6 protein-coding genes are annotated in these 15,933 nt (G+C 73.6%); all 6 read right to left on the bottom strand.

All coding sequences use genetic code 11. The annotated features are described in order from the left end of the window. Nucleotides 1–43: 43 nt before the first annotated feature. Nucleotides 44–1,252 (bottom strand): NAD(P)/FAD-dependent oxidoreductase, encoded by a 1,209-nt coding sequence (locus tag AB5L52_RS44325; RefSeq protein WP_369368681.1) that lies wholly within the window; start codon nucleotides 1,250–1,252, stop codon nucleotides 44–46. Next, a complete protein-coding gene (rfbB, locus tag AB5L52_RS44320; protein ID WP_369368679.1) occupies nucleotides 1,249–2,271 on the bottom strand; it encodes a dTDP-glucose 4,6-dehydratase in 1,023 nt (340 codons plus the stop codon). The genes AB5L52_RS44325 and rfbB overlap by 4 nt, the downstream gene beginning before the upstream one ends. Further along, nucleotides 2,268–3,335 carry a glucose-1-phosphate thymidylyltransferase gene (locus AB5L52_RS44315; RefSeq protein WP_369368678.1) on the bottom strand — a complete coding sequence of 356 codons (1,068 nt, stop codon included), beginning with the start codon at nucleotides 3,333–3,335 and terminating at the stop codon, nucleotides 2,268–2,270. The genes rfbB and AB5L52_RS44315 overlap by 4 nt, the downstream gene beginning before the upstream one ends. A 46-nt stretch (nucleotides 3,336–3,381) precedes the next feature. Further along, nucleotides 3,382–3,576, bottom strand: coding sequence for a ferredoxin (locus AB5L52_RS44310; protein ID WP_351031981.1), 195 nt, complete (start codon nucleotides 3,574–3,576; stop codon nucleotides 3,382–3,384). 84 nt (nucleotides 3,577–3,660) lie between these two features. Then, a complete protein-coding gene (locus AB5L52_RS44305) occupies nucleotides 3,661–4,911 on the bottom strand; it encodes an activator-dependent family glycosyltransferase (RefSeq protein ID WP_369368676.1) in 1,251 nt (416 codons plus the stop codon). Further along, nucleotides 4,908–15,860 carry a type I polyketide synthase gene (locus AB5L52_RS44300; RefSeq protein WP_369368675.1) on the bottom strand — a complete coding sequence of 3,651 codons (10,953 nt, stop codon included), beginning with the start codon at nucleotides 15,858–15,860 and terminating at the stop codon, nucleotides 4,908–4,910. Before AB5L52_RS44300 ends, AB5L52_RS44305 begins: the two co-directional genes overlap by 4 nt. Nucleotides 15,861–15,933: the final 73 nt, after the last annotated feature.

The following is a 15,933-nucleotide window of genomic DNA, read 5'->3' as shown; positions in this document are numbered from 1 at the left end:
CCGCAGCTCCTTCCACGGCCCCGCGTGCGCCTCACGCTTGCGGTCACCTGCCCGCCGTCGTCTGCTCCGGCCGACCCGCCCATGGCGCGCCGCGTTCCGCCAAGGCGCGCAACTCCTGTGCCGCACGCGCCAGGTTGACGGCGACAGCGCCCCGGACACGGCCCTCGACACAGGCCACGGCCGCGAACTTCCGCTCGGCGGGGCTGCCTTCGACGATGTGCCACCGGTCGGCCCCGCCGACCTCCCCGAACACCTGGATCTTCAGGTCGTGCTGGTCGGTCCAGAAGTACGGCAGCGGTACGAAGGGCCGAGCCCCGCTGCCGGCCAGCAGATTCCGGGCGACGGCGATGGCTTGTTCGGTGGCGTGCGTACGGTGTTCATGGCGCCGTCGCCGCCCGCCGCGCGCGTCGGGCCGGCTCGCCACGTCGCCCGCGGCCCACACACCGGGCTGGGCCGCGCACAGCGCGTCGCAGTCGACGCCGTCAGCGACGCGGACGCCGCTGCCGTGCAGCCACTCGGTGTTGGGGAGCGAGCCGGCCGCGGTCAGCACCACGTCGGCGGGCAGCAGCGTCCCGTCGTCGAGGCGTACGCCGGTGACGGCGCCGTTCGCGCCCTCCACCCCGCGCACCCGCCCCCGCCTGAGGCGCAGCCCCAGGTCGCGGTGCACGCCGGCGACCAGACCGGCCGCCTGCGGCCCGATGAGGCCAAGGAGCGGCACGGGCCGGGTGCCGACCAGGGTGACGTCGGCGCCCAGGCCACGTGCGGCGATGGCGGCCTCCGTGCCGAGCAGGCCGGCTCCGGCCACCACCAGGCGCGGCGCACCGGCGAGGGCTTCGCGCAGGGCGAGGGCGTCATCGAGGGTGCGCAGTTCGTGGACACCGGTCAGAGCGTCGGCGCCGGGCAGCCGTCGGGGCCGTACGCCGGTGGCGACGACGACGGCGTCGGCGTGGAGCCGGGTGCCGTCGGCGAGTTCGACGGCCCGGCCGGAGCGGTCCAGCCGGGCCGCTGGGGTGGCGGACCGCAGGTCGATGTCCAGGCGGTCGTAGACGTCGGGTCCGCGCAGCCGGATCCGTTCCGGCTCCCACCGGCCGGAGAGGATCTGTTTGGACAGGGGCGGCCGGTCGTAGGGCGCATGGGGTTCGGCGCCGACGACGGTGAGGCGGCCCTCGTAGCCCTGGCGGCGCAGGGTCTCGGCGGTGGTGACGCCGGCGGCGCCCGCGCCGACGACGACGATCTCGTTCAGGCCGGTCAACGGGTCACCCCGGCGGTCTGCTTCAGCGGCTCCCACCAGGCTCGGTTCGCCCGGTACCAGTCGATGGTCTCGGCCAGGCCGGTGGCGAAGTCCTTGCGCGGCCGGTAGCCGAGTTCGTCGCGGATCTTGGTCCAGTCGACGCAGTAGCGGCGGTCGTGGCCCTTGCGGTCCGGGACGTACTCGATGCGGTCGGGCCCGGCGCCGCAGGCTGTGAGCAGGAGGTCGGTGAGCTCGCGGTTGGTCAGTTCGGTGCCGCCGCCGATGTTGTAGATCTCGCCCGCCCTGCCGCGGGTGCGGACCAGTTCGACGCCCTGCACGTGGTCGTCGATGTGCAGCCAGTCGCGGACGTTGCCGCCGTCCCCGTACAGCGGGACCGTACGGCCGTCGAGGAGGTTGGTGACGAAGAGCGGGACGACCTTCTCCGGGTACTGGTGGTGGCCGTAGTTGTTGGAGCAGCGGGTCACCCGTACGTCCAGGCCGTGGGTGCGGTGGTAGGCCAGGGCGAGCAGGTCGGAGGAGGCCTTGGAGGCGGAGTAGGGGGAGTTGGGCCGCGGCGGGCACTCCTCCGTCCAGGCTCCGGTGTCGATGGAGCCGTACACCTCGTCCGTGGAGACGTGCACGAAGGTGCGGATGCCGTGGCGCAGCGCGGCGTCGAGCAGGGTCTGCGTGCCCAGGACGTTGGTGCGGACGAACTCGGTGGAGCTGAGGATGGAGCGGTCCACGTGCGACTCGGCGGCGAAGTGCACCACCTCGTCGTGTTCGGCCATGAGGCCGTCGACGAGTTCCTGGTCGCAGATGTCGCCCTTGACGAGGGCGAACGCGGGATGGCCGCGGACCTCGTCCAGGTTGGCCGGGTTTCCGGCGTAGGTGAGCTTGTCCAGGACGGTGACGGTCGCGCCGGCCGGGCCGTCGGGGCCGAGGAGCGTCCTGACGTGGTGGGAGCCGATGAAGCCGGCGCCGCCGGTCACCAGGACGCGGGTGGTGGCCGGGACGGCGGGTGCGCGGTACGGGTCGGTCATGACGAGATCTGCACCCGCCCGTGGTCTCCGATGACCAGCCGGTGGGTGGCGGGCACCCTGGGGCCGAGGGAGACGCGTACGTTGCGGCCGACCAGCGAGCCCTCGACCCGGCGGATGCTGTCGAAGGTTGACTCCCGCAGGATGATCGAGAACTCGATCTCGCTGTTGCGGATGACGCAGCCCTCCGCGATGGACGTCGAGGGGCCGATGTAGGAGTCCTCCACGAGGGTGCCGGGGCCTATGATCGCGGGCCCCACTATGCGTGAGCCGCGGATGACGGCTCCGGCGTCGATGTGCACCCGGCCGACGATCTCGCTGTTCTCGTCGACGTCCCCCTCGACCCGGTGCTCCAGCAGGTCCAGCAGTCTGCGGTTGACGTCGAGGATGTCCGCGGCGTTCCCGGTGTCCTTCCAGTAGCCGGTGATCACCGTGGTGCGTACGTCCCGGTCCCGCTCCAGCATCCACTGGATGGCGTCGGTGATCTCCAACTCGCCGCGCGCGGAGGGGCCGATGGCACGCACCGCCTCGTGGATCGCCGGGCCGAAGAGGAACACGCCGACCAGCGCCAGGTCGCTGCGGGGATGCTCGGGCTTCTCCTCCAGCCGCACCAGCCGCCCCATGTCGTCGAGTTCGGCGACACCGAAGGCGGTCGGGTCGGGCACGCGGGTGAGCAGGAGCTGGGCGTCCGGGCGCTCCTTGCGGAACTCGTCGACCGAGTCGGTGATGCCGCCGAAGACGAAGTTGTCCCCGAGGAACATGACGAAGTCGTCGTCGCCGAGGAAGTCCCGGGCGATGAGTACGGCGTGGGCCAGGCCGAGGGGGGCCTCCTGCCGCAGGTAGGTGACGTCGAGACCGAAGTCGGAGCCGTCGCCGACGGCCTGCCGGATCTCGTTCTCGGTGTCGCCCACCACGATCGCGACGTCGGTGATCCCGGCGTCGGCGATCGCCTCCAGGCCGTAGAAGAGGATGGGCTTGTTGGCGACCGGCACCAACTGCTTCGCCGAGGTGTGGGTGATCGGCCGCAGCCGGGTCCCCGCACCTCCGGACAGCACGAGAGCCTTCACGGTTTCCATCCCGCCTAACTGGTGTCGTCGGTGAGGGAGCCGGCCGTCAGGGCTGGATCTCGATGGCGCCGGAGGGGCAGATCAGTTCCGCCTCGTTCACGGCGGCGTACAGATCCTGCGGCGGCTCGGCCTGGAGCAGTTCCACAAGGCCGTCCTCATGGCTCTGGTCGAAGACGCCGTAGGCGGCCAGCACACACTGACCGGCTCCGACGCAGCGCTCGCGGTCCACGTTGATCTTCATGGTCTCTTGTCCTGTTCCTGTGGTGATCTGGTGTGCGGTGGTCTGGGGTTCCGGTGACGGGCCTGGGCGTGGCCGACGGGACGGTCAGCTGACCTCGGCCAGTCGTTCCAGGGACGCCACCACGTCCTTCGGGCTCGGCATGGCCTCGCATGCGGTGCGCAGCCGCCGGGCGGCGTCGGCGTACTCCGGCTGCCCGGTGAACTGCCGGATGTGGTCGCGGACCTTCTCGGCCGTGGCGTCCCGGTGGTGCAGATAGACGCCGGCGCCCGCGTGCTGGAGCGCCCGGCCGCGCAGCTCGTGGTCGGAGACCAGGGTGGAGAGCACCAGTTGGGGCACGCCGTGGGCCATGGCGGTGGCGAAGCTGCCGTATCCGCCGTGGTGGATGACGGCCGAGCAGGTCGGCAGCAGTGTGGTCAGGGCCACCGAGTCGACGGCCCGGGCGTTGTCGGGGATCGCGGTGAGCTTCTCCCGCTGCGCGGGCAGCAGCGCGGCGACGACCTCCACGTCCTCGTCGGCGAGGGCGTCGAGGATCTCCTGCACGGACACGTAGTCACCGCCGTAGTCCTCGGTGTTGGAGGCACCGAGGCTGAGGCATACCCGCGGCCGCTTGGGTGCCTCGCGCAGCCAGTCCCACACCACCGCACGGCCGTTGTACGGGATGTGCCGCATCGGCAGCTCGGGCGAGGCCGTCGGGAGGGTCAGGGACGCGGGCAGGGTGCTGATGGTGGCCTGGCCGTGCAGCATCTCCTCGTCGCAGGAGAAGCCGAACGGCTCCGACCTCGCCGCCAGCCACTCGGCGAGCGGATCCGTCCGCTCGGCCTCGGGCTGTTCCTCCATCAGTTCGAGGTACGTCTGCCGGGTGCGGCCCCATACGTCGGCACACCACATGAGGCGGACATGTGCCGCCCCGCTGATGCGAGCGGCGACGGCGCCCGCGTACGCCAGCGGGTCCCGTACGACGAGGTCGGGGCGCCAGCTCTGGGCGAAGGCCGCCAGGTCCTCGATCATGGAGTCGTTGTAGATGGCGAACGCGTAGGGCACGCTCAGCTCGTAGCGCTCCTTCAGTTCCGCCCAGTCCACGTCGGTGCGTTCGCAGCGGCTCCAGTTCGCCGTCCGGTAGTCCTGCGACTCGCGGTAGGCGGCCATGTCGTGGTGGATGGTGTGGTCGCTGCCGACGGGGACCGCGGTGAGACCGGCGCGCGTGATGGTCTCGGTGGCCATCGGCTGGCTCGCGACACGGACGTCGTGGCCGGCGGCGGTGAGCGCCCACGCCAGCGGAGCCATCAGGTACACATGGGATTTCTCGGACAGGGTGACGAACAGGACCCGCATCATGCTCCCTCGGTTCGGTGGTCCGGCCCTGGGCCGGCTGTGTGCGGCGGCAGCACCGTGTCGATCCAGGTGGTGAGGGCGCCCGCGGTGGTCGCGGCGTGCGACTCCATCATCGTGAAGTGGTTTCCGGGGACGTCGACCACGCTGTCCGCCCCGTCCCAGGAGCTCTGCCACTCCCCCGGCTGCAGCGGCCCCTCCGTGGCCGCGGTGACCGGCGGCTGACTCGGGCGCACCAGCAGCACGGGCGCGGACAAGTCGCCCGGATCCCACTCGCCGATCATGCGGATGTACCAGCTCATCGCGGACAGCCGGTCGGCGTCCATGTGCGCGAACATCGACTCCCGGTCGAACATCCCGCCCAGCATCTCGGCGGAGAAGCGGGTGAACGGCGAGTCCGCGCGCGGCATGTACGTGTCGAGCAGGGCCACGCCCAGGGGCGGCTGCCCGGACTTTTCCAGACGGCGGGCGGTGGCGAGCGCCAGGATGCCGCCGGAGGAGGATCCGGTGAGAACGAACGGCCTGCCGTCCGCGCACCGCAGTACCCACTCGGCCTGTGTCCTGGCCACCACGTCCAGGGACGCGGGCAGCGGCTCGCCGCGCCCGAATCCGGGCGTGGGCAGCGCCCATACGTCCCGCCGGCCGCGGAAGGCGGACGCGAAGCGCGCGTACTGGTGCACTCCGGCGAGCGCCACGTACGAGCTGAAGCAGATCAGCGCGGCGCCCTCGTCCCCCGCGGCCAGCCTGAGCCCGGCGGCCGGTCCGGTCAGGTCCGCCGGGGACTCGAAGACCGGCCGCAGCTCGGCGACCGCCTGGAGCAGGGCGAAGCCCTCGTCGATGCGGCCCTGTTCACAGGCGGTGCGGAACAGGGCGCCCACAGTGTCCTGCGGGCGGGCGGGCTGCTGCGCCGTCTCCCCGCCGGGCCGGTCCGCACCAGGGGCACTCCGGTCGCCGGAGGCCGCCCCGGCGAACCGTTCAGCCAGATCGGCGGCGAGGGACTGCGGGGTGTCGAGGTCGAAGACCAGCGTCGGGGGCAGCCGGAAACCGGTCAGGGAAGCGAGCCGGTTGCGCAGCTCCACGGCGGTCAGCGAGTCGAAGCCGAGCTCCGCGAAGTGCCGGTCGGGCAGCACCTCGTCGGTCGAGTCATGACCGAGCACGGCGGCGACCTGGTCCCGGACCGCGTCCAGCAGCACCGCGAGCCGTTCCGCCCCGGCGAGTCCCGCCAGCCGTCCGGCCAGCGACCGGCCACCGTCCGCCGGCGCGCCCGCGGCCACCGCGCGACGCACCGCGGTCCGCGAGGCTGCTGCCCGGGACTGACGTGCGACGGCGACCACGGCCGCGTCCGGTGCGGTCAGGGCCGCGTCGAAGAGGGCGAGGCCCGCTGCGGCGGTGAGCGGCAGCATGCCGTTGCGGGCCATCCGCTCCCGGTCGACGGCGCCGAGCCCGGCGGTCATGCCACTCTCGGCCGCCCACAGCCCCCAGGCGATCGACGTGGCGGGCAGCCCGCGCGCACGCCGGTGCCGGGCGAGCCCGTCGAGGAAGGCGTTGGCGGCCGCGTAGGCGCCCTGGCCCGCCGCGCCGAAGGTGCCCGCCGCCGAGGAGAACACCACGAACACCGACAGGTCCTGTCCCTCGGTCAACCGGTGCAGATGCCAGGCCGCGTCCGCCTTGGGGCGCAGTACGCCGTCGATCCGGGCGTCGGTCAGCGAGGTGAGCGTCGCGTCGTCGACGACACCGGCGACATGCACGACGCCGGTCAGCGGATGCTCCCCGGGGACACGGGCGAGCAGGTCCTCCAGCTGGGCCGGGTCGGCGACGTCGCAGGCGACGAGCGTCGCCTCGGCTCCGTGCGCGGCCAGCTCGGCGACCAGGGCCTCGGCCCCCGGCGTGTCCGCACCGCGCCGGGACGCCAGCAGCAGCCGGCGCGCCCCGTGCGTGGTGACCAGGTGGCGTGCCACGAGGGTGCCGAGGGCGCCGGTGGCGCCGGTGATGAGGACGGTGCGATCGGGGTCGAAGGATGCCGCCTGAGCGAAGTCCCCCTCCAAGGCGGGGGCTTGGGCCGCGAGGCCGGGCTCCAGCAGCGCTCCACCGCGTACGGCGGACTGCTGGAGAGCGGCGGCGATCGCGGCCGGGACGGCACGGAGGGCGCCGTCGTCACCGGGCGCGGTAGCTCCGTCGAGATCGAGGAGCTGCAACCGTTCGGGGTGTTCCAGCTGGGCGGACCTGACGAGTCCCCACAGTGCCGCCGCCGGGAGGTCGCTCACGTTCTCCGCCTCGGCGGTGGCCAGGGCACCCCGGGTGACCAGGACCAGCCGCGAACCGGAGAACCGTTCGTCGCCGACCCAGTGCCGGACGAGGTCCACCGCCGAGGCCAGCAGCTCCCTGGTGGCCTCGGGGGCGGGTGCGATGGAGGCGGTGCAGGCGGTGAGGACGACCTTGGGCGCGGCGGTTCCGGTGTCGAGGGCCGCCGCGAGCGAGGCGAGGTCGGCATAGCACTCCAGGTGGACCCCGGCCGCGTCCAGCGCCTCGGCGAGACCACCGTCGCCCTGCCCGAGCAGCGCCCAACGCACGGTTTCGGGGGCCGGGGCGGCGGGCTGCGGCTCGGCGCGCCGCCAGCGCTGGACCAGCAGGGGCGGCGCGGCGTCCACCGCATCGGTGTCCCGCGCGTCGGGGATCTGTCCGGCGGACACCCTGCGCAGCACCAGCCCGTCCGCCGTGGCCACCGGTCGGCCGTCGCAGTCGGCGACGGACACCGTGTACTCGTCCGGGCGGCCGGTGGGCGCCAGATGGACGCGCAGCGCGCTCGCCCCGGTCGCGTACAAGGAGAAACCGTTCCAGGCGAACGGAAGGGTCGCCGCGGCCCCCTCGGTGTCCAGCGCCCCGACGAGCAGGGTCTGCACGGCGGCGTCCAGCAGGGCGGGGTGCAGCCCGTAGCGAGCCGCCTCGGCGCGGTGGCCCTCCGGCAGCGCGACCTCCGCGAACAGGTCCCGGTCGCGTCGCCATACGCGGCCGAGCCCCCGGAATGCAGGCCCGTACGCGAACCCTCCGGCGGCGAACAGCTCGTACCAGTCGCCCTCGCCCGCCGCGCCCGGTACGACCGGCACGGCATCCGGCGGCGGCCAGGCACCGGCGTCCTGCGGCACGGGTCCGCACTCCTCGGCGAGCAGCCCCTGCGCATGACGGGTCCACGACGGGTCGGCAGCGGCGTCGGCGGCCCTCGAATGCACGCTGAACGGCCGCCGCCCTTCCTCGTCCGGTCCGCCGAGGGCGAGTTGGAGCTGTACGGCGCCGCGCTCGGGCAGCACCAGCGGGGTCTCCAGGGTGAGCTCGGCGACATGACCGAGGCCGACCTGGTCACCGGCGTGCACGGCCAGTTCGAGGTAGGCGGTGGCGGGCAGGATGGTCCGGCCCAGCACACGGTGATCGGCGAGCCACGGGTGGGCACGGGACGACAGTCGCCCGCTGAGCACCAGTCCACCCGTCTCGGCGACCCGCACGGCCGCCGACAGCAGCGGGTGTCCGGCGCGCTCAAGACCCGCAGCGGTCACATCACCGGGCTGATCGGAGGCGTCCAGCCAGTAGCGACGGCGCTGGAAGGCGTACGTCGGCAGCAGAACCGGTCGGGTCTCGGGCAGTTGAACCCGCCATTCGACGCGAACTCCGTCGACGTACAGCCGCGCCAGTGCACCGATCAACGAGGTCGCCTCGGGGCGGTCCTTGCGGAGCGCGGGTACGAGGAGGGCCGTCTCGGGGTCGTCGAGGGCCGTCTGGGCCAGGGCGGTGAGGGTGCCGTCGGGGCCGAGTTCGAGGTAACGGGTGACGTTCTGGGCGGCGAGAGCGCGGACGGCGTCGGCGTAACGGACGGTCTCGCGCACATGCCGCACCCAATAGTCCGGCGACATCAGCTCCTCGGCGCTGGCCGCCTCGCCGGTCACCGTGGAGACGACAGGCAGCTTCGGAGGCTCGTACGTCAGACTCTCCGCGACCTTGCGGAAATCCGCGAGCATCGGTTCCATCAGCGGAGAGTGGAAGGCGTGGCTGACGCGCAGCGCGGTCGTCTTGCGGCCTTCGGCACGGAAGTGGGCGGCCACCTCCTCCACCGCTTCCGCCACACCGGCGATCACGACCGCCTGCGGGCCGTTGACCGCAGCGATACCCACACGGTCGTCGAGCAGGGACTGCACCTCGTCCTCGGACGCCTGCAGCGCGATCATCGCCCCACCGGACGGCAGCGCCTGCATCAACCGGCCACGCGCGACGACCAGCCGGCAGGCATCCGCCAGCGACCACACACCCGCCACATGCGCCGCCGCGATCTCACCGATCGAATGCCCGGCCAGCACATCCGGCCGCACACCCCACGACTCCAGCAGCCGGAACAACGCCACTTCCAGCGCGAACAGGGCAGGCTGGGCATACTCGGTCCGGTTCAGACAGTCCGCGTCCTCACCGAAGACCACCTCCCGCAGACCGAAAGGCAGTTCCGCATCCACCGCGTCAAAAGCCCCGGCGAACACCGGATACGCCTCGTACAACTCCCGGCCCATACCCAGCCGTTGGGAACCCTGGCCGGCAAACAGAAACGCCGTGTGCGCGTCGCGCCGGGCCGTGCCCGTCGCGGCGTTCAAGGCTTCCTCCTCTCCGGAAGCGACCGACTCAAGACCACGCAGCAGCTCCGTACGGTCGGTGCCCCAGACCACGGCCCGGTGCTCGAACAGCGATCGTGACCGCACCAGGGAGGCGCCGACCTCCACAGCGCCCAGCGTCTCGTCGCCGGTCACGCACTCCGCGAGCCGCGCCGCCTGGGCCCGCAGCGCCGCGGCCGTACGGCCCGACACCACCCACGGCACCACACCGCCGTCAGCCGGTGCGTGCACCGGCTGCGGCTCCGCCCGTACCGGCGGCTCCTCCAGCACCACATGCGCGTTCGTGCCACTGATACCGAACGACGACACGCCCCCACGGCGTGTCCTCCCCTCGGCACGCGGCCAGTCGGCGCTCTCGGCCAGCAGCTCCACGGCACCGGCGGTCCAGTCCACGTGGGACGAGGGCTCGTCCGCGTGCAGGGTGCGCGGCAGCACCCCGTGCTGCAGAGCCAACACCATCTTGATCACACCGGCCACACCGGCGGCCGCCTGGGTATGCCCGATGTTCGACTTCACGGCCCCCAGCAGGAGCGGCCGGTCACGGTCCTGACCGTAGGTGGCGATGATGGCCTGGGCCTCGATCGGGTCACCCAGCGTCGTGCCCGTGCCGTGCGCCTCCACCGCGTCCACATCGGCGGGCTTCAGCCCCGCGTCGGCCAGCGCCTGACGGATCACCCGCTGCTGCGAAGGACCGTTCGGCGCCGTCAGACCGTTGGAGGCGCCGTCCTGGTTGACCGCGCTGCCGCGGACCACGGCCAGGACGCGCCGTCCGTTGCGGCGCGCGTCCGACAGCCGCTCGACGAGCACCAGACCCGCGCCCTCGGAGAACCCGGCCCCGTCCGCGGCGTCCGAGAACGCCTTGCACCGGCCGTCCGCCGCAAGCCCACGCTGCCTGCTGAAGTCCAGGAACAGCCCCGGTGTCGACATCACCGTCACACCACCGGCCAGCGCCAGATCACACTCCCCCGCCCGCAGCGCCTGCACCGCCAGATGCAGCGCCACCAGGGCCGAGGAGCACGCCGTGTCCACGGTCACCGCGGGGCCCTCCAGGCCCAGCGTGAAGGAGACGCGGCCGGACATCACGCTGGCGGAGTTGCCCGTGCCGAGGTGGCCCGCGACCTCGTCGGCCGTGGCCGGGTCGAGCGGGCGCGAGGCGTAATCCTGGTAGTTGGTGCCGGCGAAGACGCCGGTGCGGGAGCCGCGCAGGGTCGTCGGGTCGATCCCGGCCCGCTCGAACGCCTCCCACGCCAGCTCCAGCAGCAACCGCTGCTGCGGGTCCATCGCCAGCGCCTCACGCGGCGAGATCCCGAAGAAGCCGGGGTCGAAGTCGGCGACGCGGTCGAGGAATCCGCCGGCGCGGGTGCTGGCCCGGCCGGGGAGGCCGGGCTCGGGATCGTAGAGGCTGTCGAGGTCCCAGCCACGGTCGTCCGGCCATGCGGAGATGGCGTCGGTGCCGTCCGCGAGCAGCCTCCAGAACTCCTCGGGGGTGTTGGCCCCGCCGGGGAAACGGCAGCTCATCGCGGTGATGACGATCGGGTCGTCGTCGGTGGCGCGCGGCGCGGGCAGCGCGGCGGCCGGGGAGTCGGCGGCGGCCGGGGCGAGGGCGGCGCGGAGGTGTTCGGCGAGGGCGGTCGGGGTGGGGTAGTCGAAGACGAGGGTGGCGGGCAGGGGGCGGCCGAGGGCGCCGCTGAGGGCGTTGCGGAGTTCCACGGCGGTGAGGGAGTCGAAGCCGAGTTCGCGGAAGGAACGGGTGGGTTCGACGTCCTGGGGGCCGCTGTGGTTGAGGACGACCGCGACATGGGCGCGGACGAGTTCCTCGAAGGCGGCCCGCTGTTCGGGGTCGGCGAGTGCGGCGAGTTGCCGGGTGAGGTCGCCGGTGTCGGGCGTGTCGCTGTCGGGGGTGTGCCGGGGGTCGTGGTCCGGGGTGCGGCGGGCCGCCAGGGCGCGCCGGGCCTCGGGCAGGGCGTCGAGGAAGGGACGGGGCCGGGCCGTGGTGTAGGCGTGGGCGAACAGGTCCCAGTCGATGTCGGTGACGGCGAGCGTGGTGTCGTCGTGGTCGAGTGCTTGCTGCAGGGCGCCGAGGGCCAGGTCGGGGTTCATGGGGCGCACGCCGTGCCGCTGGAGGCGTTCGCCGACTGAGCCCTCGGCCATGCCGCCGTCGGCCCAGGGCCCCCAGGCGATGGCGGTGGCGGGCAGGCCGCGGGAGCGGCGCTGCTGGGCGAGGGCGTCGAGCAGGGCGTTGCCGGGGGCGTAGTTGGCGTGGCCGGGGGCGCCGATCGTACCGGCGGTGGAGGAGAAGAGGACGAACGCGGACAGGTCGAGGCCCGCGGTGAGGGCGTCGAGGTTGCGGGCGCCGCCGACCTTGACGCGCAGGACCTCGGCAAGCAGGTCCGGGGTGAGGGTGGTGATGACGCCGTCGCACAGGACGGCGGCGGTGTGGAAGACGGCGGTGAGGGGCCGTTCGTCCGGGATGGCGCCCAGCACGGCGGCGAGCTGGTCGCGGTCGGCGATGTCGCAGGCGGCGATCTCGACGTGTCCGGCGCCGAGTGCGGTGAGCTCGGCGCGGAGTTCGGCCGCGCCGGGGGCGTCGGAGCCGGTGCGGCTGACCAGCAGCAGGCCGGGGGCGCCCTGGCGGGCGAGGCTGCGGGCCACCTGGCGGCCGAGGGCGCCGGTGCCGCCGGTGACGAGGGTGGTGCCGGTGGGGGTCCAGTCGCGGCGCGCGCCCAGCCCGCCCGTGGCGGCGCGGTTGAGGCGCCGGGCGAGCAGGCCGGTGTCGCGGAGGGCGAGCTGGTCCTCCTGGCCGACGCCGGCGAGGGCGGCGGTGAGCCGTTCGGCGGCGGCCGGGTCGAGGGTGGCGGGCAGGTCGAGCAGGCCTCCCCAGCGCTGGGGCTGTTCGAGGGCGACGACCCGGCCGAAGCCCCAGACGAGGGCCTGCTGCGGGGCGTCGACGGTCTCGGTCGCGCCGGTGGCGACGGCGCCCCGGGTGGCGAACCAGACCGGTGCCTCCCGGCCGAGGTCGTCGAGCGCCTGGACGAGCAAGACGCTGGCGGCGAAGCCACGGGGCAGGCCGGGCAGGCCGTCGTGTTCCTCCTCGTCCAGGGCGAGCAGCGACAGTACGGCCCGGGGCCGGTCCTGTCCGGTGGCGCGCAGGAGTTCGGCGATGCGCTCGCGGTCGTCGTCCGGGGCGACCGGGACGACGACCGGGTCGGCGCCGGCGTGGGTGAGGGTGTCGACGACAGCGGTGGTGAGGGCGTGGCCCGGGTGGTCCGGGTCCTGGTGGGCGGCGGGCAGGGCGACGAGCCAGCCGCCGCGCAGCACGGGCGCAGGGGTCGCGGGCAGGGGTTTCCAGGTGACGCGGTAGCGCCAGGCGTCGACGACGGCGTTGTCCCGGCTGCGTCTGCGGTAGTCGCTCAGGGCGGGCAGGACCGTGGAGAGGGTGTCCTGGTCCAGGTGGAGGGCGGCGGCCAGCGAGCCGGTCTCGCCGTTCTCGACGGACTCCCAGAAGCGGGCGTCGAGGTCGGTACCGGGAGCCGTCGCGGGATCTGTGAGCTGGGCGGGCGTGGGCCAGTAGGTGCGGCGCTGGAAGGCGTACGTGGGCAGGTCGACGCGGGTGCCGGTGCCGGCGAGGGCCGTCCAGTCGACCGGGGCGGCGCCGCGGACGCTCAGCTCGGCCAGGGAGGCGAGGAAGCGGCGCGGTCCGCCTTCGCCGCGGCGCAGCGTGCCGGAGACGACGGTGCCGGTGCGGCCGTCCTCGTCCAGGGTGTCGCGGACGGCGGCGGTGAGCACGGGGTGCGGGCTGGATTCGACGAAGGCGCGGAAGTCCTGCGCGGCCAGGGCGCGTACGGCGTCGGCGAACCGGACGGTGCGGCGCAGGTTGTCGTACCAGTAGGCGGCGTCGAGGCCTTCGGTGTCCAGCCAGTCGCAGGTGACGGTGGAGAAGAACAGCACCTCGGCGGTGCGCGGCCGCACGGGGGCGAGGTCGGCGAGGAGCCGATCGCGTATCTCCTCGACCTGGGCGGAGTGGGAGGCGTAGTCGACGGGGATCTGCCGGGCCTGTGCGCCGGCGGTGGTGAGGTCGGCGACCAGGTCGCGTACGGCGTCGGCGTCGCCGGAGACGACCACGGAGGCGGGTCCGTTGACCGCGGCGACCGAAAGCCGCCCCGCCCAGCGTGCCAGCCGCTCCTCGACCTCGGTGACGGGCAGCAGCACGGAGGCCATGCCGCCGTGTCCGGCGAGCGCGGTGATGGCCCTGCTGCGCAGCACGACCACGCGTGCGGCGTCGTCCAGGGTGAGGCCCCCGGCGACGCAGGCGGCGGCGATCTCGCCCTGGCTGTGGCCGACGACGGCGTCGGGGCGTATGCCGCGGGACTGCCACAGCCGGGCCAGCGACACCATCGTCACGAACAGCAGGGGCTGGACCACGTCCACGCGGTCGAGGGTGGGGGCGCCGTCGCGGCCGCGCAGGACGGCTTCGGCGGACCAGTCGACGTACCGCTCGACGGCGGCCGCGCACGCGGTGAAGTGCTCGCGGAACTCGGGGTCGGCGTCGAGGAGTTCGGTGGCCATGCCGGGCCACTGGGGGCCCTGGCCGGGGAAGACGAAGACGGTACGGCCGTCCACGTCGGCCAGGCCCTGGACGAGTCCGGCCGCCGGGGTGCCCGATGCGAGGGACTCCAGACCGCGCAGCAGCTCCGCGCGGTCGTCGGCGAGGAGCACCGCGCGGTGTTCGAAAGCGGAACGGCCGGCGGCCAGCGACCAGGCCACGTCGTGCGGGGTGAGCGCCTCGTCGGCACGCAGCCGGGCGTGCAGGGCGGCGGCCTGGGCGCGCAGCCCGGCGGCGCTGCGCCCGGAGACGACATACGGCAGTGTGGTGTGCGGCCGCGCGACGGGCCCGTCGCCGGGCTCGGCCGGTTCGGGGGCTGGCTGTTCGGAGGCGGGCTGTTCGAGGATGACGTGGGCGTTGGTGCCGCTCACGCCGAAGGAGGAGACGCCCGCCACGCGCGGCCGGTCGACGGCCGGCCAGGGGCGCGCCTCGGTCAGCAGCTCGACGCGGCCCGCCGTCCAGTCGACGTGGCTGGTGGGCCGGTCGACGTGGAGGGTGCGGGGCAGCACGCCGTGCCGCATGGCCAGCACCATCTTCATGACGCCGGCGACCCCGGCGGCGGCCTGGGTGTGCCCGATGTTGGATTTGACGGAGCCCAGCCACAGCGGCTGTTCGCGGTCCTGCCCGTAGGTGGCGAGGAGGGCCTGTGCCTCGATCGGGTCGCCCAGCGTCGTACCGGTGCCGTGCGCCTCCACCGCGTCGACGTCGGCGGTGGACAGCTGGGCGTCGGCGAGGGCCTGCCAGATGACGCGCTGCTGGGCGGGGCCGTTGGGGGCGGTCAGGCCGTTGGAGGCGCCGTCCTGGTTGACGGCGCTGCCGCGGACCACGGCGAGTACCGGGTGCCCGAGGCGGCGGGCGTCGGCGAGCCGCTCCACCAGCAGCATGCCTGCGCCCTCGGCCCAGCCGGTGCCGTCGGCGGCCTCGGCGAACGCCTTGCACCGGCCGTCGGGGGCGAGGCCCCGCTGCCGGCTGAACTCCAGGAAGAGGCCGGGTGTCGTGAGCACGGTGACGCCGCCGGCGAGTGCCAGGTCGCACTCCCTTGCGCGCAGTGCCCGTACGGCCAGGTGCAGGGCGACCAGGGAGGAGGAGCAGGCGGTGTCGACGGTGACGGCGGGACCCTCCAGGCCCAGTGTGTAGGAGATGCGGCCGGAGACGACGCTGGCCGCGTTGCCGGTGCCGACGTGCCCTTCCAGGCTCTCCTGCGAGGCCAGCAGCAGCGCCGGGTAGTCCTGGCCGTTGGTGCCGGCGAAGACACCGGTGCGGGAGCCGCGCAGGGTCGTCGGGTCGATACCGGCCCGTTCGAACGCCTCCCAGGAGATCTCCAGGAGCAGCCGCTGCTGCGGGTCCATCGCCATGGCCTCGCGCGGCGAGATGCCGAAGAAGGACGCGTCGAAGTCTCCGGCACCGGCGAGGGCGCCGCCGGAGGTGCTGTACGTCTTTCCGGGGCGGCCGGGTTCGGGGTCGTAGTGGTCGGCGAGGTTCCAGCCCCGGTCGGTGGGCCACTCGCCGACGGCGTCCCCGCCGGAGCCGAGCAGCCGCCACAGCTCCTCGGGCGAGTCGGCGCCGCCGGGGAAGCGGCAGCTCATCGCGACGATGGCGACCGGTTCCCGGGACGCGGACTCCGCCTCGCGCAGCCGCTTGCGGGTCTCGTGCAGGTCGCCGGTGACCTTCTTGAGGTAGCTGAGGAGCTTTTCCTGCTCGTTCACGCGTACTCACCCACCTTGAAGGTCGTGTCGGGCCGGCAGTGGCCGTGGTGGTCTTGCCGGTGAGGGGATGCCG

This window comes from Streptomyces sp. CG4 (genome assembly GCF_041080655.1).
Lineage (GTDB): Bacteria > Actinomycetota > Actinomycetes > Streptomycetales > Streptomycetaceae > Streptomyces.
Note: the sequence above shows the minus strand (reverse complement) of the source record. Positions and strands in the feature narration are given on the sequence as shown.

Excerpts from the sequence above, each read along its gene's own strand:
- AB5L52_RS44305 (WP_369368676.1), bottom strand. The coding sequence starts at position 4,911 with ATGATGCGGGTCCTGTTCGTCACCCTGTCCGAGAAATCCCATGTGTAC.
- rfbB (WP_369368679.1), bottom strand. The coding sequence starts at position 2,271 with ATGACCGACCCGTACCGCGCACCCGCCGTCCCGGCCACCACCCGCGTC.
- AB5L52_RS44310 (WP_351031981.1), bottom strand. The coding sequence starts at position 3,576 with ATGAAGATCAACGTGGACCGCGAGCGCTGCGTCGGAGCCGGTCAGTGT.